Consider the following 19,714-nt stretch of genomic DNA (forward strand, 5'->3'; position numbering starts at 1 on the left):
CTATTTACGTGCCATTACTTTCATTGCTTTTGCTACGATAGCTTCCGCATTTAATCCATATTTCTCCATTAATTCGGCAGGCTTTCCTGATTCGCCGAAAGAATCATTTACCCCTACGAACTCCATTGGTGTAGGATGATTCATAGCCAAATATTGAGCAACAGAATCACCTAATCCACCATTGTACTGGTGTTCTTCAGCCGTAACCATGCAACCTGTCTTCTTAACAGAAGCTAAGATGGCTTGAACATCTAATGGTTTAATCGTGTGGATATTGATCACCTCAGCTTTAATACCTTTTTCTAATAATGCTTCAGCCGCTTGAATGGCTTCCCATACTAAGTGTCCAGTTGCTAAAATCGTTACATCAGTTCCTTCTACTAAATGTAAGGCTTTACCGATTTCAAATTTCTGATCTTCAGGTGTAAATACTGGAACGACCGGACGACCAAAACGTAAATATACCGGACCTTCATAATCTGCAATGGCAATTGTTGCAGCCTTTGTTTGGTTGTAATCACAAGGATTGATTACTACCATACCTGGTAACATCTTCATTAAGCCAATATCTTCCAAAATCTGGTGCGTTGCTCCATCCTCTCCTAGTGTTAAACCTGCGTGTGAACAACAGATCTTTACGTTCTTTCCAGAATAAGCTACTGATTGACGGATTTGGTCGTAAACACGACCCGTTCCAAAGTTTGCAAAGGTCGTTGCGAAAGGAATGAAACCGCCTAATGTTAAACCTGCTGAGATACCAATCATGTTCGCTTCTGCGATACCTGTTTGGAAAAACCGTTCAGGGCTATTTTTGATAAATCCTTCTAATTTCAATGAACCAATCAAATCAGCGCATAATGCGACCACTTTAGGGTTATGCTGACTTAAATACTCCATACCAGCTCCAAAACCCGAGCGTGTATCCTTTTTTGTTTCGTAGGTAAATAATGCCATTTCTCTATTATTAATAATCGCCTAAAGTTTCTTCTAATTGCGCTAACGCGTCTTGTAATTGTTGGTCGTTTGGTGCTACACCATGCCATTTATGAGAATACATCATAAAATCTACACCAGCGCCCATTTCCGTCTTCATGATAATCATGATAGGAGATCCTTTTCCTAATTCAGCTTTGGCCTTATTCAATGTATTTTGAATATCCTCTGCATTATTTCCGTCCATACGCATCACATTCCAACCGAATGCTTTGTATTTCGCTTCTAAATCACGGTTACTCATTACCTTCTCTGTAGGACCATCGATTTGCTGGCCATTTTCATCAATGAAAGCAATCAAATTGTCCACCTTGTGATGAGGAGCATACATCGCAGCTTCCCATACTTGGCCTTCATTTTGTTCACCATCACCCATCAAACAGAAGACAGTTGATTTGTCACCATTCAATTTCTTAGCTTGAGCAGCTCCGATGGCCACGCTAAGACCTTGTCCTAAAGAACCTGACGCAATACGAATACCTTCTAGGTACTCGTGTGGCGTAGGGTGTCCTTGAAGACGCGTATCTATTTTTCTAAACGAAGCTAATTCAGCCGTAGGGAAATAACCACGACGAGCTAACACGCTGTAGATTAATGGAGAAATGTGGCCATTCGATAAGAAGAATAAATCCTCATTAGTACCATCCATATCAAACACGACTTTTCCTGCAGCATCTGTTTTCAGATTCATGGTGCTAAAATACAGATCCACTAAAAGATCTGTACAACCTAATGATCCACCTGGGTGACCGGATTGGCAACCGTGAACCATTCTTAAAATGTCTCTACGTACTTGAGAGCTGATTTTTTGTATTTCTTGTGTTTGCATGGTATGTGATTAGTGAATTTGAGAACTGTGGTTCTTTGTATCCACTTTTTCGATAATATCTGTAATAATTCCTTTTTCGTCTATAATAAAAGTAGTTCTAGCTACTCCCATATATTGCTTGCCGTACATCGATTTCTCTACCCAAACGCCAAAAGCTTCCGCTAATTGATGCTCAGGATCAGATAAAAGAGGGAAAGCTAAATGGTATTTTGCTTTAAACTTTGTGTGAGAAGCATTGCTATCAATACTCACTCCTACTACCTGAAAACCTTTGTCTTGAAGTGCTTCTAAATTTTCATTTAAATTGCAGGCCTGAGCGGTGCAACCAGGTGTATTATCTTTTGGATAAAAATACAAGACTATTTTCTTTCCACTCGGGATAGCAAAATTATTTCCGTCAGAGTCCACCATTGAAATGGTAGGAGCTGCATTACCTATTTGTAGTTTCATATTATGATATAGCTAATTCAAATAAGGGAGCACCTTCTAAAGCCCCAGTTAATACATCTCCAATGGCTAGAGGACCCACACCCGCAGGCGTACCGGTAAAAATATAATCACCTGTCTTTAGCGTAAAATACTTGGAGACTTCTTCAATCAACTCAGCGACATTCCAAATCATCAATTCAGAATTTCCGTCTTGAACCAATGTTCCGTTTTTGTGTAAAGTGAAATGAATGGGATTGGCTAAAATAGCCGGATCAAAAGGTTGCATAGTACTCACAAAGGCTGAACCATTAAATGCTTTAGCCTTTTCCCAAGGAAGTCCTTTTTCTTTTAATTTGCTCTGTACATCTCTGGCAGTAAAGTCAATACCTAATCCGTAAGAATCAATGTACTTGTGAGCAAATTTTGCTTCTATATTTTTGCCCACTTTGCCTATCCTAAATACTAACTCTAGTTCGTAATGAACGTCAGAGGAGAATTTAGGATAGTAAAAGTGACTATTTGCATCTAATAAAGCCGTATCCGGCTTTAAGAAGACCACCGGTTCCGTAGGTCTTTCATTCGATAATTCTGTAATATGATCTACGTAATTTCGACCGATGCAAATAATTTTCATGGCTTATTTCAATACTTCTGATACTAAACGAGCAGCATCTTTTAATAAAACAGCTGAGAATACTTTCAAGCCCGAGTTATTAATAATGGCAGCACCTTCTTCTGCATTGGTCCCTTGAAGACGAACAATAATTGGGATATTGATCTCACCAATGTTTTTGTAGGCTTCTACTACCCCATTTGCAACACGATCACAACGAACGATACCACCGAAGATATTAATCAAGATTGCTTTAACATTAGGGTCTTGTAGGATAATGCGGAAACCAGCTTCCACCGTTTTTGCGTTTGCTCCACCCCCTACATCAAGGAAGTTAGCGGGATCTCCACCAGATAATTTAATAATATCCATAGTAGCCATCGCTAAACCAGCTCCGTTTACCATGCAACCTACGTTACCATCTAATTTAACGTAATTCAAATCATTTTCAGATGCTTCTACTTCTAATGGATCTTCTTCTTCGATATCACGTAAAACCGCTAAGTCTTTGTGACGGAATAAAGCGTTATCATCTAAGTTCACTTTAGCATCTACTGCTAAGATTTTATCATCAGATGTCTTCAACACGGGGTTGATTTCAAACATGGATGAATCAGTCTCTACATAAGCGCGGTATAAAGATTGGATGAATTTAACCATCTCTTTCAAAGCTGCCCCGCTTAAACCTAAAGCAAAAGCTACTTTACGTGCTTGAAAGTCTTGAAGACCTACACGTGGATCAATCCATTCTTTGATAATCTTTTCAGGGCTATGCTCAGCCACTTCTTCGATATCCATACCACCTTCTGTACTTGCCATGATTACATTGCAAGCCTTCGCACGGTCTAATAAGATTGATAAATAGTATTCTTTTGGCTCTGAATCTCCTGGATAATATACATCCTCAGAAATTAATACCTTGTTTACTTTCTTTCCTTCAGGACCAGTTTGATGCGTAATCAATTGCATTCCCAAAATTTGAGAAACGCGCTCTTTTACTTCATCTAAGTTTTTAGCTAGTTTAACACCGCCCCCTTTTCCACGGCCACCCGCATGAATTTGAGCTTTAACAACAAACCATCCTGTACCCGTCTGAGCCTTTAATTGCTCAGCCGCTGAAATAGCGTTGTCAACAGAGTCAATCACAATTCCTTCTTGAATGCGCACTCCGTAACCTTTTAAGATTTCTTTCGCTTGATATTCGTGAATATTCATTTAGTAAAATTTTAATTTCGTGAAATTACTATTTATTTGCGTAAATATTAAATAACCGCTCATTCATTAGTATTTTCTAAAAAAAAGACAAAAAAATGTTAGAATTAAAAAATATTTCCAAAAGTTATGGAACACAATTAATTCTAGACACTATCTCTTTACAAGTTAAAGAGTCTGAAATGGTTAGTATTTTAGGTCCATCTGGATCTGGTAAAAGCACGTTACTTCAGATCATTGGCCTATTAATGAAAGCAGATTCAGGCCAGATTTACTTAGACGGAATTGATTATGCTGCGCTTTCAGATAAGGATCAGGCAACATTCCGGAATCAAAAGCTAGGTTTCGTTTTTCAGTTTCATAATTTGTTAGGAGAATTTACTTGTGAAGAAAACATCAAGTTCCCCCTATTTATCAAGGGAAATAAGTTAAATGAATCCGATTTGGAGCTGTTTGATAAAATCGTCCAGACCTTAGGAATACAGCCCATCCTTCAAAAATTACCCTCACAGATCTCCGGTGGAGAACAACAACGTGTGGCCGTTGCAAGAGCTTTGATTAATCGCCCTACCCTTCTTTTAGCAGACGAACCTACCGGGAACTTGGATAATAAAAATGCGGAAAACCTGTATGAGTTGTTTGTTGAGCTAAAAGCGGTTTGGCAACAACGAATCATCATGGTAACCCATAACGAGAAATTGACCTCGCATTCAGATCAAGTTATTTATCTAAATTCCGGTAGAATCGAATAGAATTACTGCCAAAATGTCATAAATTTGCAATCTAAATTTCATTGATTGTAAAATGCAAGATTTAAAAGTACTGACAAAGGAAGAGAAAGAGGGTTTGGATGTTCCGAGAATTTCGGAGGATCAGGTGGCAGAGAATTCTTTTGGAAAAAAGGTCTATATCGAAAGTTATGGCTGTCAAATGAATTTTGCAGATTCAGAAGTCGTCACTTCCATCCTACAAGAAAACGGTTACGTTACAACGTCAAACGTCAAAGAAGCACATACAATCTTATTGAACACCTGCGCGATTCGCGAGAATGCGGAACATAAGATTCGCCATCGCTTGCAAGTATTCACTCATTTGAAAGCGAAGAATCCTGCTTTAACTGTAGGTATTTTGGGTTGTATGGCTGAGCGCTTGAAAACTAAGTTGATCGATGAGGAAAAGATCGTAGATCTAGTGGCTGGGCCTGATGCCTACCGTGATCTACCTGCCTTATTAGATGAAGTATCAGATGGCCAAAAAGCCATTAACGTTTTTCTTTCTCGTGAGGAGACTTATGGTAACATTGAACCTGTTCGCCTTAACTCTAATGGAGTAACAGCCATGGTCAGTATTATGCGTGGTTGTGATAACATGTGTACTTTCTGCGTTGTTCCCTACACCAGAGGTCGTGAAAGATCACGTGATTTACCATCAATTATCGCAGAATGCGAGAATTTATTCCAGCAAGGATACCGCGAAGTAACTTTATTAGGACAAAACGTAGACTCCTATAAATGGACATCTGAAGAGGGGCAATTAGTTAATTTTGCCCAATTACTTGAAGCGGTTGCTTTAGTTAATCCTTTATTGCGTGTTCGTTTTTCCACTTCTCATCCAAAAGATATCACTGACGAAGTATTGTATACGATGAAGAAGCACGATAATATCTGTAAAAACATTCACCTGCCCGCTCAGAGTGGAAGTAATCGCATTTTGGAATTAATGAAGCGCTCATATACTCGAGAATGGTATTTAGATCGAATTAAGTCTATAAGAAACATCTTAGGTGAAGAATGTGGGATTTCCCAAGATATGATTGCTGGATTCTGTACAGAAACCGAGGAAGATCATCAGGATACGTTGTCTTTGTTAGCTGAAGTAGAATATGATTTTGGTTATATGTTTGCTTATTCTGAGCGTCCAGGCACACCGGCTGAAAAGAAATTGATAGACGATGTTCCCGAGGATGTTAAAATGCGTCGTTTGCAGGAAATCATTGATTTGCAGCGTATCCATTCTGCCAAACGCAATGAAATGTGGGTAGGAAGAAAGGTACAAGTATTAGTAGAGGGTGATTCAAAGAAATCGAAACTACACCATTTTGGCAAAATAGATTCGAATAAAGTAGTCGTATTCCCTAAAGGAAGCGAAGTTAAAGGAGATTATGTATTTGTTAATATAACTCATTGTACATCAGGAACTTTATTAGGTGAATTATGTTAGATAATAGTCATCTTGCGAGTATAAAAGCCCGCTTTGGAATCATTGGAAACGCTCCTGCACTATTGCGTGCCATTTCTGTAGCAGAGCAAGTAGCTGCGACAGATATGACCGTATTAATTACGGGAGAAAGTGGATCGGGTAAAGAATCCTTTTCCAAAATTATTCACTCGCTTTCTAAGCGAAAGCACGGAGCTTTTATTGCCGTAAACTGTGGTGCGATTCCTGAAGGAACGATTGATTCTGAATTGTTCGGACACGAGAAAGGGTCATTTACAGGTGCTATCGAAGCCCGTAAAGGATATTTTGAAGTGACGGATGGTGGAACCATCTTTTTAGATGAAATTGCCGAAATGCCCTTGGGAACTCAAGCTCGCTTATTGCGTGTTTTAGAGAATGGGGAATTTTACCGTGTAGGTTCTTCCAAAGTGCAAAAAACCAATGCACGCGTCGTTGCTGCCACAAATCTTAACTTGCAGCAGGCGATTGAAAAAGGGAAATTTAGAGAAGATTTATACTATCGTTTAAGTACCGTGCCTATTTACGTTCCACCCTTACGGGAACGAGGTGATGATATTGAATTACTGTTTAGAAAATTCACTACTGATTTTTCAGAGTCACACCGGGTGAAGCCTATTATGTTAACGAAGGAAGCGAAAGATTTACTTCAAAAACAGCGTTTTCCAGGTAATATCCGTCAATTAAAAAACCTCGCAGAACAAATTTCAGTCCTGGAACTAGGTGATCGAATTATTGATGAGTTGCAACTACAGTATTATTTGGACTTCAACGAACCCAAATTAGGTAATTCGGTTGTGAAATCTGATGCATTTTCCGGACCCGAGGGAATGAATGAACGGGAAATTTTGTATAAAATCTTGTTCGATTTAAAGCGAGATGTGACAGAATTGAAAAAGATCTTATTGAAAGTAGTGGAATCTGATCAGTCCAAAGCCTACGAGATTCTGCACGATAATATGGCCATATTTGAAGATGTTAGAAATCAAGTGGAAGTGAGTAACCCTCCTGCCGGATTATCCTTACCTATTCACGAACAAGAAGAGACCAAGTTTACTGAGGAGCCCATTGATTCCAATTATGAAGAGATCATCTTGCCTGCTAATGATGTTACCTTATCTTTGGAAAAACAAGAGAAGGAAATCATCATTCGTGCGTTAAAGAAAAACAAGAATAAACGTAAGTATGCAGCAAAAGATTTAGGTATCTCTGAGCGTACTTTATATCGTAAAATCAAGCAATATGATTTGGAAGAACTGGATTAATCTTTGTGTTATTATTGCGTCCTTTATTGGATTATCTTCTTGTTATAGCTTCAAAGGGGCAAGTTTAGATCCTAATTTGAAGACTATTCAAGTAAGCAATATTCGTATGGAAACAGCCGGTGGCCCAGCGAATCTTAGTTTGGAGATTAATGAGAAACTAAAAGAATATTTTCAACGCAATACTTCGTTAAAAATTAATAATAAAAATCCTGATTTATTAATTGAAGGAAGTATTACAGGATACGAATTAACCCCACAAGCACCTACTGGGGATGACAAGGCCGGATTAAACCGCATAACCTTACGAGTTCAATTTCGGTTAACAAATCGATTGGATGAGGACAAAAACTTCGAACAAGAATTCTCCTTTTATCAGGATTTTCCGCAGAGTCAAACGTTGACCCAAGTAGAAAAGGCCTTAATTCCTAAATTAGTCGATCAAATTATTTTAGATTTGTTTAACAAAATAGCTGGAGACTGGTAATATGGAAACTTCAAAAGCACAAAAGCTTTGGTTCTTATTGAACAAAATTGAACGTACAGATCAATCTGAGCTAAATCAGGACAAATTGCTTTACCCCTATTTCTACTTATTACATTGGAATGAACGTTTTTCTATTTTGAAGCAACAGAAAATAGCGCTTCAATCCTCTCAACGTAAACAGTATTTTCACTCTATCTTTGATATTTCAGATGAACAAGTTGAAATTACGGAACCAATTCCTGCTGAAGAGATCAAAGCTTTACAAGATTCGTTAATTGATCAATTTATTTTGAATCAACCTACTCTTGCAAAACCGAAGAGATCAGAGCTAGATGATGCTCCACAAGAAGATTTGTCAGCTGTTGAATTCAGCCTTCCTGTTTCAGAGACGGTTGCTATTCTATTAACTAAGCAGGGTAAATATTTACAAGCGATTGAATTATATGAGAAGTTAAGTTTGATTAAACCTGAAAAAAGGCTTTACTTTGCAACTCGAATTTTAGAATTACAAAATTTACTAACAGAATAAATATGTTTACTTTATTAATTTCTTTGATTATTATCTTCTCCGCGCTTTTAGTAGTGCTTATTTTAGTACAAAATCCTAAAGGCGGTGGTATTAGTGGAGAGTTTTCATCTTCAGGTGCCACACAAATGTTTGGTGTTCAAAAGACAGGAGATTTAGTAGAACAATTAACTTGGGGTTTTTCTATTGCCATTTTGGTATTAGTATTAGTAACTAATTTCACCTTGTCAGATACTAAAGAAACAAGTACTTCAGTAAACGTAGAAAAAGCAGCTACTAAAACGGTACCTGTTGCTCCAGCTCCTGTAGTGCCTAAGCAATAGAATTTACCTACTTATAACTTACTAATACTGCCAAAATTTCAGCAATGAGTTTTGGCATTATTATTGTATAAGCCTTTGTACCATGTTCGCATGGATGTATAATCTCTAATTTAAAAATTAAATTTATAACACATGTCAAATTTAAGTATTAAGCCCTTAGCGGATCGGGTTGTTGTAGAACCAGCTCAAGCTGAAGAAAAAACAGCATTTGGTATTATTATTCCTGACACAGCGAAAGAGAAACCACAAAAAGGAACAATCGTAGCGGTGGGAAATGGAAAGAAAGACGAGCCTATTACTGTTAAAGTAGGTGATTCTGTTTTGTACGGAAAATACTCAGGTACAGAAATCACTATTGACGGTAAAGATTACCTAATCATGCGTGAGTCTGACATTTTTGCAGTTTTATAATTTTAACACAACATTAATTACAAAATCATATGGCAAAGGAACTATTTTTCGATAGCGAAGCTCGCGAAAAGATGAAGAGAGGGGTTGATACCCTTGCAAATGCAGTTAAAGTAACTTTGGGACCTAAAGGTCGTAACGTTATCATTGATAAGAAATTTGGATCTCCTTCTATTACTAAAGATGGTGTATCTGTAGCAAAGGAAATTGAATTAGAGGACGCTGTGGAAAACATGGGTGCTCAATTAGTGAAGGAAGTTGCTTCTAAAACGGCTGATCAAGCGGGTGATGGTACAACAACTGCCACTGTATTAGCTCAGTCCATCTACACAATTGGTTCTAAAAACGTAGCTGCTGGTGCAAATCCAATGGATTTGAAACGCGGTATCGAAAAAGCAGTAGATGCTATCGTTGCTGATTTGAAAAAACAATCTCGCGCGATCACTACTTCTAAAGAAATCGCTCAAGTAGCAACCATCTCAGCAAACAACGATTCTGAAATTGGAACGATGATTTCTTCAGCAATGGAGAAAGTAGGTCGTGAAGGTGTAATTACCGTAGAAGAAGCTCGTGGTACTGAAACCGAAGTGAAGACGGTAGAAGGTATGCAGTTTGACCGTGGTTATTTATCTGCTTATTTTGTTACGAACACAGACAAAATGGAAGTGGAATTAGAAAAACCATTCATTTTGATTTCTGAGAAGAAAGTTTCTTCAATGAAAGAATTACTTCCTGTTTTAGAGGCAGTAGCACAAACTGGTCGTCCCCTATTAATCATCTCTGAAGATGTAGATGGTGAGGCTTTAGCTACCCTAGTTGTTAACAAAATGCGCGGAGCATTGAAAGTGGCTGCTGTTAAAGCTCCAGGTTTCGGTGATCGTCGTAAAGCAATGTTAGAAGATATCGCCATCTTAACTGGTGGTACCGTTATCGCAGAAGAAAGAGGTTTCAAACTAGAAAATGCTACCATCGAATATTTAGGTCAAGCTGAGAAAGTAATCATTGACAAAGACAATACGACTATTGTAAATGGAGCTGGATCGAAAGACAATATTGAAAATCGCGTGAATCAGATCAAAGCTCAAATTGAGAATACGACATCTGATTATGATCGTGAGAAATTACAAGAGCGTTTAGCTAAATTATCTGGTGGTGTGGCTATTCTTTACATCGGTGCTGCTACAGAAGTAGAGATGAAAGAGAAGAAAGACCGCGTTGATGATGCTTTACACGCTACGCGTGCCGCTGTGGAAGAAGGTATCGTAGCTGGTGGTGGTGTGGCACTTATTCGTGCGATCCAATCATTAGATAAATTAAAAGGCGATAACGAAGACCAATTAACTGGTATCAACATCATCCGTCAAGCGGTTGAATCTCCATTAAGAACGATTGTATCGAATGCAGGTGGTGAGGGTTCTGTAGTTATCAATGCAGTGAAAGCAGGGAAAGATGATTTCGGTTACAATGCACGCGAAGATAAATATGAAAATATGATCGCAGCGGGTATCATTGACCCTACTAAAGTGACTCGTTTAGCATTGGAAAATGCAGCGTCTATCGCAGGCTTGTTGTTAACAACGGAATGTGTGATTGCTGATAAACCGGCTAACGAACCAGCTCATGGACATGGCCCAGGTGGCGGTGGAATGGGTGGAATGATGTAATTTTAATTAGATTAATCCTTGAAAACTCCCCATATTTGGGGAGTTTTTTTTTGAATAATAAAGTATGAAAAGAATTGCCATAGATATGGATGACGTTTTGGCGAAAACCACACACGTCATTATTGATCGAATTAATCAAATTGTCAATAAAGAGTATAGCTACGAAGAACTTTTATCAGGAAGTACGTCCATAAAGGAAGAGTTTTATGCTCATTATTTAGCTAATAACTCTTTTTTGTGGGAACCAGGTTTTTTTGAACATATTCCCGTAAATGAGGATGCTATAGAAGTGGTAAGAAAATTAACGGAACGCTATGAAGTATTTATTGTTTCAGCGGCTACAGAATTCCCTAATTCCTTAAAAGAGAAATTAACATGGATGGAAAAGTATTTTCCATTTATTACTTGGAGGCATATTGTTTTTTGTGGACACAAACATATGATTCAAGCAGATTACCTCATAGATGATCATGAAAAGAATTTACATACTTTTACGGGAACACCTCTCCTTTTTACTGCACCGCATAATCTGCATATAAACGATTTAAAGCGAGTGAATGATTGGAAAGAAGTAGAGAAATTACTGTTGGATTAATGAAGAAAGCGCGATTTAGTATTGGTATTTTATTTTTTATATGTGGATTAAATTTTGCCACTTGGGCAACGCGTATTCCGGATTTCAAATCCTTTTTAGGGCTTTCTGATGCACAATTAGGAACGGTTTTGATGGGTCTTCCCATAGGATCCTTGGTTTCTTTACCTATAGCCGGCTGGTTATTAACTAAATATGCTTCTCGATGGATATGTATCATTGCGGTAGCCATGTATGTGATAGTCATTCCTAGCCTCAGTCTATTGAGTTCTCCCATAGCCTTATTTGCGGGACTTTTCTTTTTTGGTATGGCTGGAGATATTATGAATATAGCCATGAATACCCAAGTTGTTAGTTTAGAGGCAAAAATGAACAAGATTATTATGTCTTCTTTTCATGCCGTTTTTTCCATTGGATTAATGGCTGGGGCATTTTTAGGAGGAATTTTGGAGAAAGAAAACTTCAGCACAACAGAACATTTTAGTTTAGTAGCCTTATCGAATATTTTGTTAATTCCTTTCAGCTTTCCGAATCTACTAACAGATAAGCCTGTGCAAGATGAATCTAAACCAAAGTCATCCATTTTAAATTTAGGTCCTTATTTAATCACCTTATCTTTTATTGCCTTTTGTGGGATGTTATGTGAGGGAGCCATGGCAGATTGGATTTCGTTATATTTTAAGGAATACATTCCTAATTCACCCTTCCCCATTACGATTGGATTTTCATTTTTTGCCGCAGCGATGGTTTTAGGTCGGTTTATTGGCGATACCATATCCTTAAAATACGGGGTATCTACCATTCTAATTTTAAATGGAATATTGCTTGGTTTAGGTATGTTATTAACACTTCTTTTCCCCTCTATCTACCTTAAAATAGCGGGTTGTTTTATTACTGGCATTGGTATTTCCACGATAGTACCTTTAATCTATTCACAAGCTGGAAATCAGAAAGAGATTATGCCCTCCATTGCGATTGCTGGGGTTTCAACAATTGCCTATGTAGGATTTTTATTAGGACCCGTTCTAATTGGTTATTTATCAGACTTTGTAGGCTTAGATAAAGCCTTATTTTTGCTTGTTATTCTTGGATTTTTAGCTGCTTTTATATCCAAAACTTGGGCCAATTCTAAATGATCATTGAATACCGCAAACCTTCCGATGCATTAGCGCCATTTGTGGACCATTTATGGGAAAAGCAGGTGGATGTTTCTGGAATTATACCTTATGATATTGAAACGATATTTCCAGAGGATCAAACTGTATTGACTTATTCATTTGGTAAGGATTACTATCGTTCACATGCCAATACTGACGATTTTAAACCGATTAATGGCATTCAATTGGAAGGATTGCATCAAGCTCCTAATTTTTATAAGCACCAACCCGGTATACATATTTTTGGTGTAAAGTTCCGTGTTGGTGGATTGTTTGCGTTTTTGCCAACTGCTATCTCTGCTACAAACAATATCAGTACAGAGGCTTCCATACTTTTTCAAGAATTACCAGCTCTAAATCAGGAAATGAGTTTTAATGAACGATGCGAGCTAATGGAGGCTTATCTATTAAGTCATTTGATAGAGAAACAGGCCAAAAAGTATTTGAAATTATTACTGATGCTTCAAGATTTAGAAGGTGATTCAAATACCCTTCAAAGTTCCTATAAAACGCTATCTCGTTTGTTTCAGGAAGTTATTGGTATTAGTCCAAAGGAATACGTCCAAATTAAGAGAATCAATCAATCCCTCGCCTTATTTGCGTCATCGAAAGATATAAAAAGCCAAGACTTGGCTGATCAGCTAGGCTACTATGATTCTGCTCATTTTATCAATGAGTTTAAAAAATATACGGGTAAAACACCAAAAAATTTAAAAAATAGTCTGTTTGATATGAAGGAATCTGAATTCATTGATGAGTTCAAACAGTACATTTCTCCTGAGCATTTGCTTCATTATACATCGATTTTTCATAAGAATTCATAATTGTCCTTTTTTTACAATTTATATCCCATAAAATTTTCTAAATTTTGTGTGGAACAAATATCACTATGAATAAACATGTTATTTTCTGGTCTATTACGGTAGGTTTAGGCGGTCTTCTTTTTGGAATGGACGTTGCTGTTATTTCTGGCGCGGAACTTGCCATTCAACAGTTGTGGCAGTTAGACTCATTCACACACGGCTTAGCTATTGCAGCTGCTTTGTATGGTACGGTTATTGGAGCTGCGTTGGGTGGAATTCCTGCGGATTTATTTGGAAGAAAAAAGACGTTATTTTGGATAGGTCTTAGCTTTTTTATCTCTTCTATAGGTGCAGCAATAGCGCCAGACGTTAATTTATTTATGTTATTCCGTTTCTTAGGTGGCCTTGGTATTGGTGCTTCATCTGTAGTAGCCCCTATTTATATTTCAGAAATTGCCCCAGCGAAGCACAGAGGAAAATTAGTTATTTCATTTCAACTCAATATCGTATTAGGTATTTTGATTGCCTATGTGTCTAATTACTTTATCCAGGGAATGGAGAATGATTGGCGCATTATGTTAGGTGTTGTATCACTTCCTTCCCTTTTATTCTCTATTTTAATTTTATTGACTCCTGAAACACCTCAGTTTTTATTATTAAAGCGGAATGATTTAGCAGGTGCTCGTAAGGTTTTAGAATTAGCGGATCCAAACCCAGAAGAAACAATTCAACGTATTCAAAATAATGCCAAACAAAGCACTGATAAAGAACGTTTGTTCTCTGGTAAGTTTTTATGGCCTTTAACGCTAGCTTTTTTGTTTGCGTTCTTCAATCAAATGTCTGGAATTAACGCTATTATCTATTATGCGCCTAGAATCTATGAATTAACGGGTTTAGGAAAAGAAAGTGCCTTATTATCAACTGCAGGAATCGGTATTGCGAATTTGTTATTTACGTTGTTAGGTTGGTATTTAATAGATCGCGTGGGCCGACGAATTTTAATGTTCATAGGTTCTGTAGGCTATATTATAACCCTTAGTTTAATTGCGTACGCCTTTTATACTGAAGTGTATACGTTCGTCCCTATTTATATATTTGCCTTTATTGCCTCTCACGCAATAGGTCAAGGATCTGTTATTTGGGTATTTATTTCTGAGATATTTCCAAATTCAGTTAGAGCTTCAGGTATGGCTTGGGGATCATTAACCCACTGGGTATTTGCAGCATTAGTTGCTAATTTCTTTCCGTTGTTTACGGAAAGTTATGGTGGGACATTAATCTTTGGCTTTTTTGCGGTGATGATGGTGGCACAGTTAGCCTATGTGGCTTTCATGATGCCAGAAACCAAAGGCGCTAATTTAGAAGATATTGAAAAGCAAGTAATTATGCATTAATTGTATTCTTATGATATATTTCGATCCCAACAGTAGCAAACCGAAGTACCAGCAATTAATTGACGGTATCATCGATGGAATTAATTCCGGCTTATTAGAGCATGGTAAGCAATTGCCATCTATTAACAAAGTGGCTAGTGAATTCAACATGGCTCGTATGACCGTGACGAAGGCTTATGATGATTTGCGTGAAAAAGGATTGATTAGTTCCCATCATGGAAAGGGATTTTATGTGTCCAGTACAAACACAAAAAATGCTTTACGCGTTTTTATTCTCATGGATGCTTTGACGCCATACAAAGAGATCTTGTATGAAAGTATTATTCAAAATTTAGGTGAAGATGTTAGTCACAACTTATTTTTCCACTACCACGATATGGAATTATTTGAGGAGCTAATCACCAATAATTTGGGAAAATACAATCATTACATTATTCTCCCCCATTTTAATAAAAGCGTAGCAAGAATTGTTTCTAAAATACCAAAAGACAAATTATTAGTCTTAGATATTAATGTGAAGGAGTTTAGTGATGATTACTCAATTCTCTACCAAAATTTCGAATCCAATATCTATCAGGGGCTTACTACCTCCCTAGAGAAAGTAAAGAAATACCAACAAATCAATCTTGTATTAAGCTCTAAAAGCTTCCAATATACACCTGATGGGATTATCCAGGGTTTTACTCAATTCTGCACGGAGAATGATCTAGAATTTGATATAATTCCGGATTTAGATGATGACTATGAATTGCAGGTCAACCAAGCCTATATCGTCTTTAGAGAGTATGATTTGATCAAGATGATTAACTGGACGACTAAGAACAAACTGAAGGTCGGTAAAGACATTGGTATTATCTCTTACGACGATACACCCTTAAAGGAGATCATTGCGGAAGGCATTTCCGTTATCTCGAATGACTTCAAGAAAATGGGTGAACGCGCAGCCGAAATGATTATTAAAAGAGAAAAAGGCCGCGAATCGAATGAGTTCTATTTTATCGACAGAGGTTCCTTATAGATCTAAATGCACATTTAACCAGCCTGCATCCATCTTAACACCTAAGGTATTGTAGAAATCAATGGCTGGTTGATTCCAATCTAACACTTGCCACATCATTCCGGTGCATTTTGTGCGTTTTGCTTCTTCAATCGCTTCCAAAATTAAGCGCTTGCCTAATCCTTTGCCACGGTAACTCTCCTTAATGTATAAATCCTCTAAGTAGAAGCGTCTCCCCTTCCAAGTAGAGAAACGGTAATACCACAAAGAAAATCCACCTAATTCTCCATTTAGATAAATGAGATTAGCGGAAAATAAAGGATTATCTGAAAAACCTTCACCCACATAATCATCTATGGTGGAACTAACTTCTTCTGGAGCCTTTTCAAAGATGGCTAACTCCATCACTAAATCTCGGACTAAGCCGATATCTTCTTTTGTGGCTCTGCGAATTTCTATCTTATCCATTGATGGCTCTAAGTTTAGTTAAAAGGCTTAAAAAATCTTCGGGAAATTCCTGTTCAAATTGCATAATTTCATTAGTTGTAGGATGAATAAATCCTAATGAATAGGCATGTAGGGCTTGTCTTGGACATATTTTAAATGCATTGTCAATAAAGGCTTTATATCCAGCCATCGATGACATATAGCGTATTTTGTCTCCTCCATAAGTCGAATCTGAAAACAAAGGATGGCCAATCGATTGAAAATGCGCTCTGATTTGATGGGTTCTTCCCGTTTCTAGTTTAAACTTCACAAAAGAGGCAAAACCAAAAGTTTCCATCACCTCATAGTGAGTAATCGCAATTCTGCCATACTCAGAATCCTCTGGAAAAATGGCTTGAATCTTACGGTCCTTTGGACTTCTACCTATCTTACTGCGTATGGTTCCTTTTAATTCCTTAGGAACGCCCCAGCAAATCGCATAATAGGTTCTTTCGATACTATGTTCGAAGAACTGTTGGCCTAGAAAATTAAGGGCAAATTCCGTTTTTCCAATAACCAAAATACCTGATGTATCCTTATCGATTCGGTGTACTAAGCCGGGACGTATGTCTTTTTGTCCGGGGAGATTTTGGCAATGAAATAATAAACCATTCACCAATGTACCGGACCAATTACCTTGTGCAGGATGCACCACCATTCCTGGAGACTTATTGACCAAAATCAATTGTTCGTCTTCGTAAATAATATCGATAGGGATATCTTCTGGATATACTTCTTTATCACGTGGAGGAGTTGCAAATGATACTGAAATCGTATCTAAGGGCTTAACGCGGTAATTCGACTTGATTAATCCTCCATTGACTTTTACTGAACCAGCATCGATACCTACTTGGATCTTATTGCGACTAGTTCCCGCAATTTTAATCATCAAATATTTGTCGATTCTGAGTAATTGCTGACCTTTGTCAACGGTGAAATTAAAATGCTCAAATAAATCATCTTCCTCTTCAGAGTCAGGAGCATTCATTTCTGGATCGATGGACATAGCAAATTTCGAATTTAACGCGTTACACTTACCGTCTCCGATAGAAGAGATTTTTGATGAATGCTGGAATTCAAAAGGAATTCAGGTGTTTGTCAAAAGAGACGACCTCATCCATCCCATCATATCGGGAAATAAGTGGCGCAAATTAAAAAATTATCTCCAAACCTTTTCATTTAGCACCCATTCTGGCCTATTAAGTTTTGGTGGAGCCTATTCGAATCACTTGTATGCGCTCGCCTTTGCTGGTCATTCTCTAGGAATTCCTACGGTGGGTATTATCCGTGGAGAAGAGCTAACAATCAATAGTAATACCTATTTAAGTCAAATGAATGCTTGGGGAATGCAATTGCATTTTATCTCGAGAACGGACTATCGTTCTAAACCCATTCCATCTGCTTATGAAAATTACGCTGTCATTGCGGAGGGTGGATTTGGCGAATTAGCGATACAAGGGATGGAAGACCTAGTGAGTGAGTTACCTGTTTGTGATATGATATATACGGCAATAGGAACGGGAGCTACGGCAATTGGAATAGCCAAGAATATAGATAAGCCCGTAGTGGGTATTTTAACATTAAATAACGGTTCAGAGATAGAGGCTCATTCATTGCCTACCAATATATGTATCGAAGATGCCTATGTATTTGGTAAATATGCTAAACAGAATGATGAATTAGATCTTTTTTGTGCCGAATTTCATCTCAAACACGGTATTTCCATTGAACCAATTTACACAGGTCGTATGTTTTATGCTTTATCGGAACACATAAAAAATGGCCACATAGTTCCGAATACGAAACTAGTGGCCATCCATACAGGAGGAGTTAAATAACACTATCCTACTGAACCTTCTAATGAAATAGCTAACAGCTTTTGCGCTTCCACGGCAAATTCCATCGGTAATTGATTCAATACTTCTTTAGCATATCCATTAACGATTAAAGCAATCGCAGTTTCAGTACTTAAACCACGCTGGTTGCAATAAAAGATTTGATCCTCCCCAATTTTGGAAGTAGTCGCCTCGTGTTCAACAGATGCTGTATTATTCTTTACTTCAAGATAAGGGAATGTATGTGCACCGCACTTATCTCCAAGCAATAATGAATCGCATTGTGAGAAATTCTTAGATCCATCTGCTTTTCTAGCCACTTGAACTAAACCGCGATACGAATTCTGGGAGAATCCGGCTGATATACCTTTGGAAACAATACGAGATTTTGAATGCTTACCTAAGTGAATCATTTTAGTACCAGTATCAGCTTGTTGGTAATTATTCGTAACGGCTACAGAATAGAACTCCCCTATTGAATAATCCCCTTTCAAGATGACAGATGGGTACTTCCATGTTACAGCTGAACCCGTTTCTACCTGAGTCCAAGATAATTTAGAATGAGCACCATCACAAATCCCACGTTTTGTTACGAAATTATAGATACCTCCTTTTCCTTCTTTATCACCTGGATACCAGTTTTGAACCGTTGAATACTTCACTTCGGCACCTGCATGAACATATATTTCTACTACAGCTGCATGCAATTGATTTTCATCACGCATCGGCGCAGTACAACCCTCTAGGTAAGAAACATAGGATTCATCTTCCGCTACGATCAAGGTACGCTCAAATTGACCTGTTCCTGATGCATTGATACGGAAATAGGTTGATAATTCCATCGGGCAACGAACGCCTTTAGGAATATAACAGAACGATCCATCTGAAAATACCGCACTGTTTAACGCAGCAAAGTAATTATCCTTTACAGGGACAACAGACCCTAAGTATTTCTTAATCAATTCTGGGTGCTCTCTAACAGCCTCAGAAATGGAACAAAAGATGACTCCTTTTTCTGCCAAAGTCTCCTTGAACGTTGTAGCTACTGAAACAGAGTCAATGACAGCATCAACAGCCACATTCGAAAGACGCTTTTGTTCATCTAACGAAATTCCTAATTTCTCAAAAGTTCTACGTAATTCGGGATCGATTTCATCCAAAGAATTCAATTGCTTCTTTTGAACAGGAGCTGAATAGTACTTCAACTCATCATATTTTGCGGGAGTATACAGCAAATTAGCCCAATCTGGTTCAGCTAACGTTCTCCAGTAACGGTAGGCGGATAATCGCCATTCCAACATCCAATCTGGTTCATTCTTTTTCTCTGAAATAAAATGAATGATTGATTCACTTAAACCAATAGGCGCTTCGTCTGTCTCGAAATAAGACTCAAAACCATATTTGTAATCGGTTGAAGTTACTTCTTGTAAAATATCGTCTACTTTCTCTGCCATCATTTTGCATTTAAA

22 protein-coding genes are annotated in these 19,714 nt (G+C 37.7%); 14 read left to right on the plus strand and 8 right to left on the minus strand.

Annotation, left to right across the window (positions count from 1 at the left end; genetic code table 11):
* Genes G9X62_RS10540 through sucC form a run of 5 tightly spaced genes read right to left on the minus strand, consistent with a single transcriptional unit; the run spans position 1 to position 4,079 of the window.
* Positions 1-954 carry a transketolase family protein gene (locus tag G9X62_RS10540; RefSeq protein ID WP_223130665.1) on the minus strand — a complete coding sequence of 318 codons (954 nt, stop codon included), beginning with the start codon at positions 952-954 and terminating at the stop codon, positions 1-3.
* Between the two features lie 10 nt (positions 955-964).
* Positions 965-1,822, minus strand: coding sequence for a transketolase (locus tag G9X62_RS10545; RefSeq protein WP_223130666.1), 858 nt, complete (start codon positions 1,820-1,822; stop codon positions 965-967).
* 9 nt (positions 1,823-1,831) lie between these two features.
* Entirely contained in the window at positions 1,832-2,272 is a 441-nt protein-coding gene (gene bcp / locus G9X62_RS10550) for a thioredoxin-dependent thiol peroxidase (protein WP_223130667.1), read from the minus strand.
* A 1-nt stretch (position 2,273) separates the two neighbouring features.
* Positions 2,274-2,885, minus strand: coding sequence for a fumarylacetoacetate hydrolase family protein (locus G9X62_RS10555; RefSeq protein ID WP_223130668.1), 612 nt, complete (start codon positions 2,883-2,885; stop codon positions 2,274-2,276).
* 3 nt (positions 2,886-2,888) lie between these two features.
* Positions 2,889-4,079: an ADP-forming succinate--CoA ligase subunit beta gene (gene sucC, locus G9X62_RS10560; protein ID WP_223130669.1), complete on the minus strand. Its 1,191-nt coding sequence runs from the start codon at positions 4,077-4,079 to the stop codon at positions 2,889-2,891.
* Between the two features lie 95 nt (positions 4,080-4,174).
* On the opposite strand from sucC, the gene G9X62_RS10565 reads away from it, so the two are divergent.
* The 13 genes from G9X62_RS10565 (at position 4,175) to G9X62_RS10625 (ending at position 15,945) form a co-directional block, all read left to right on the plus strand.
* Positions 4,175-4,828, plus strand: coding sequence for an ABC transporter ATP-binding protein (locus G9X62_RS10565; RefSeq protein ID WP_223130670.1), 654 nt, complete (start codon positions 4,175-4,177; stop codon positions 4,826-4,828).
* A 52-nt stretch (positions 4,829-4,880) separates the two neighbouring features.
* The gene (gene miaB / locus G9X62_RS10570) at positions 4,881-6,296 is read left to right on the plus strand and encodes a tRNA (N6-isopentenyl adenosine(37)-C2)-methylthiotransferase MiaB (protein WP_223130671.1); all 1,416 of its coding nucleotides are present in this window, start codon (positions 4,881-4,883) and stop codon (positions 6,294-6,296) included.
* On the plus strand, positions 6,290-7,576 hold the full coding sequence (locus G9X62_RS10575) for a sigma-54 interaction domain-containing protein (RefSeq protein ID WP_223130672.1): 1,287 nt from the start codon (positions 6,290-6,292) through the stop codon (positions 7,574-7,576). The genes miaB and G9X62_RS10575 overlap by 7 nt, the downstream gene beginning before the upstream one ends.
* Complete coding sequence (locus G9X62_RS10580) at positions 7,554-8,060, plus strand: LptE family protein (protein WP_223130673.1); 507 nt, start codon at positions 7,554-7,556, stop codon at positions 8,058-8,060. Before G9X62_RS10575 ends, G9X62_RS10580 begins: the two co-directional genes overlap by 23 nt.
* 1 nt (position 8,061) lies before the next feature.
* Positions 8,062-8,589, plus strand: coding sequence for a hypothetical protein (locus G9X62_RS10585; protein WP_223130674.1), 528 nt, complete (start codon positions 8,062-8,064; stop codon positions 8,587-8,589).
* Positions 8,590-8,591: 2 nt separating this feature from the next.
* Complete coding sequence (gene secG / locus G9X62_RS10590; protein WP_223130675.1) at positions 8,592-8,909, plus strand: preprotein translocase subunit SecG; 318 nt, start codon at positions 8,592-8,594, stop codon at positions 8,907-8,909.
* Between the two features lie 132 nt (positions 8,910-9,041).
* A complete protein-coding gene (locus G9X62_RS10595; RefSeq protein WP_223130676.1) occupies positions 9,042-9,320 on the plus strand; it encodes a co-chaperone GroES in 279 nt (92 codons plus the stop codon).
* A gap of 29 nt (positions 9,321-9,349) precedes the next feature.
* Positions 9,350-10,981, plus strand: a complete 1,632-nt coding sequence (gene groL / locus G9X62_RS10600; protein WP_223130677.1) for a chaperonin GroEL — start codon at positions 9,350-9,352, stop codon at positions 10,979-10,981.
* A 64-nt stretch (positions 10,982-11,045) separates the two neighbouring features.
* Positions 11,046-11,576, plus strand: coding sequence for a 5' nucleotidase, NT5C type (locus tag G9X62_RS10605; protein ID WP_223130678.1), 531 nt, complete (start codon positions 11,046-11,048; stop codon positions 11,574-11,576).
* Positions 11,543-12,709, plus strand: a complete 1,167-nt coding sequence (locus G9X62_RS10610; protein ID WP_223130679.1) for an MFS transporter — start codon at positions 11,543-11,545, stop codon at positions 12,707-12,709. The genes G9X62_RS10605 and G9X62_RS10610 overlap by 34 nt, the downstream gene beginning before the upstream one ends.
* A complete protein-coding gene (locus G9X62_RS10615) occupies positions 12,706-13,554 on the plus strand; it encodes a helix-turn-helix domain-containing protein (RefSeq protein ID WP_223130680.1) in 849 nt (282 codons plus the stop codon). The genes G9X62_RS10610 and G9X62_RS10615 overlap by 4 nt, the downstream gene beginning before the upstream one ends.
* A 59-nt stretch (positions 13,555-13,613) precedes the next feature.
* Positions 13,614-14,927: a sugar porter family MFS transporter gene (locus G9X62_RS10620; RefSeq protein WP_390654491.1), complete on the plus strand. Its 1,314-nt coding sequence runs from the start codon at positions 13,614-13,616 to the stop codon at positions 14,925-14,927.
* A gap of 10 nt (positions 14,928-14,937) precedes the next feature.
* Entirely contained in the window at positions 14,938-15,945 is a 1,008-nt protein-coding gene (locus G9X62_RS10625; protein WP_223130682.1) for a GntR family transcriptional regulator, read from the plus strand.
* On the opposite strand, the gene G9X62_RS10630 is transcribed toward G9X62_RS10625, so the two are convergent.
* Both G9X62_RS10630 and G9X62_RS10635 read right to left on the minus strand, forming a co-directional pair.
* Positions 15,940-16,392, minus strand: coding sequence for a GNAT family N-acetyltransferase (locus tag G9X62_RS10630; RefSeq protein ID WP_223130683.1), 453 nt, complete (start codon positions 16,390-16,392; stop codon positions 15,940-15,942). The genes G9X62_RS10625 and G9X62_RS10630 overlap by 6 nt on opposite strands.
* Positions 16,385-17,416, minus strand: coding sequence for an RluA family pseudouridine synthase (locus G9X62_RS10635; RefSeq protein ID WP_223130684.1), 1,032 nt, complete (start codon positions 17,414-17,416; stop codon positions 16,385-16,387). The genes G9X62_RS10630 and G9X62_RS10635 overlap by 8 nt, the downstream gene beginning before the upstream one ends.
* Between G9X62_RS10635 and G9X62_RS10640 the strand changes: the two genes are divergently transcribed.
* Positions 17,409-18,248 (plus strand): 1-aminocyclopropane-1-carboxylate deaminase/D-cysteine desulfhydrase, encoded by an 840-nt coding sequence (locus tag G9X62_RS10640; protein ID WP_223130685.1) that lies wholly within the window; start codon positions 17,409-17,411, stop codon positions 18,246-18,248. The two genes, G9X62_RS10635 and G9X62_RS10640, sit on opposite strands and share 8 nt — an antisense overlap.
* 2 nt (positions 18,249-18,250) lie before the next feature.
* Here the strand turns inward: G9X62_RS10640 and sufB are convergent, their stop codons facing one another.
* Positions 18,251-19,699, minus strand: coding sequence for a Fe-S cluster assembly protein SufB (gene sufB / locus G9X62_RS10645; protein ID WP_223130686.1), 1,449 nt, complete (start codon positions 19,697-19,699; stop codon positions 18,251-18,253).
* Between the last annotated feature and the right edge of the window lie 15 nt (positions 19,700-19,714).

This window comes from Aquirufa lenticrescens (genome assembly GCF_019916085.1).
In the GTDB taxonomy this organism is placed as follows: domain Bacteria; phylum Bacteroidota; class Bacteroidia; order Cytophagales; family Spirosomataceae; genus Aquirufa; species Aquirufa lenticrescens.

Bases quoted from the DNA above. Each gene is read 5' to 3' on its own strand.
- G9X62_RS10540 (WP_223130665.1), bottom strand. From the start codon at position 954: ATGGCATTATTTACCTACGAAACAAAAAAGGATACACGCTCGGGTTTT.
- G9X62_RS10545 (WP_223130666.1), bottom strand. From the start codon at position 1,822: ATGCAAACACAAGAAATACAAAAAATCAGCTCTCAAGTACGTAGAGAC.
- bcp (WP_223130667.1), bottom strand. From the start codon at position 2,272: ATGAAACTACAAATAGGTAATGCAGCTCCTACCATTTCAATGGTGGAC.
- G9X62_RS10555 (WP_223130668.1), bottom strand. From the start codon at position 2,885: ATGAAAATTATTTGCATCGGTCGAAATTACGTAGATCATATTACAGAA.
- sucC (WP_223130669.1), bottom strand. From the start codon at position 4,079: ATGAATATTCACGAATATCAAGCGAAAGAAATCTTAAAAGGTTACGGA.
- G9X62_RS10565 (WP_223130670.1), top strand. From the start codon at position 4,175: ATGTTAGAATTAAAAAATATTTCCAAAAGTTATGGAACACAATTAATT.
- miaB (WP_223130671.1), top strand. From the start codon at position 4,881: ATGCAAGATTTAAAAGTACTGACAAAGGAAGAGAAAGAGGGTTTGGAT.
- G9X62_RS10575 (WP_223130672.1), top strand. From the start codon at position 6,290: ATGTTAGATAATAGTCATCTTGCGAGTATAAAAGCCCGCTTTGGAATC.
- G9X62_RS10580 (WP_223130673.1), top strand. From the start codon at position 7,554: ATGATTTGGAAGAACTGGATTAATCTTTGTGTTATTATTGCGTCCTTT.
- G9X62_RS10585 (WP_223130674.1), top strand. From the start codon at position 8,062: ATGGAAACTTCAAAAGCACAAAAGCTTTGGTTCTTATTGAACAAAATT.
- secG (WP_223130675.1), top strand. From the start codon at position 8,592: ATGTTTACTTTATTAATTTCTTTGATTATTATCTTCTCCGCGCTTTTA.
- G9X62_RS10595 (WP_223130676.1), top strand. From the start codon at position 9,042: ATGTCAAATTTAAGTATTAAGCCCTTAGCGGATCGGGTTGTTGTAGAA.
- groL (WP_223130677.1), top strand. From the start codon at position 9,350: ATGGCAAAGGAACTATTTTTCGATAGCGAAGCTCGCGAAAAGATGAAG.
- G9X62_RS10605 (WP_223130678.1), top strand. From the start codon at position 11,046: ATGAAAAGAATTGCCATAGATATGGATGACGTTTTGGCGAAAACCACA.
- G9X62_RS10615 (WP_223130680.1), top strand. From the start codon at position 12,706: ATGATCATTGAATACCGCAAACCTTCCGATGCATTAGCGCCATTTGTG.
- G9X62_RS10625 (WP_223130682.1), top strand. From the start codon at position 14,938: ATGATATATTTCGATCCCAACAGTAGCAAACCGAAGTACCAGCAATTA.
- G9X62_RS10630 (WP_223130683.1), bottom strand. From the start codon at position 16,392: ATGGATAAGATAGAAATTCGCAGAGCCACAAAAGAAGATATCGGCTTA.
- G9X62_RS10640 (WP_223130685.1), top strand. From the start codon at position 17,409: ATGGACATAGCAAATTTCGAATTTAACGCGTTACACTTACCGTCTCCG.
- G9X62_RS10635 (WP_223130684.1), bottom strand. From the start codon at position 17,416: ATGTCCATCGATCCAGAAATGAATGCTCCTGACTCTGAAGAGGAAGAT.
- sufB (WP_223130686.1), bottom strand. From the start codon at position 19,699: ATGGCAGAGAAAGTAGACGATATTTTACAAGAAGTAACTTCAACCGAT.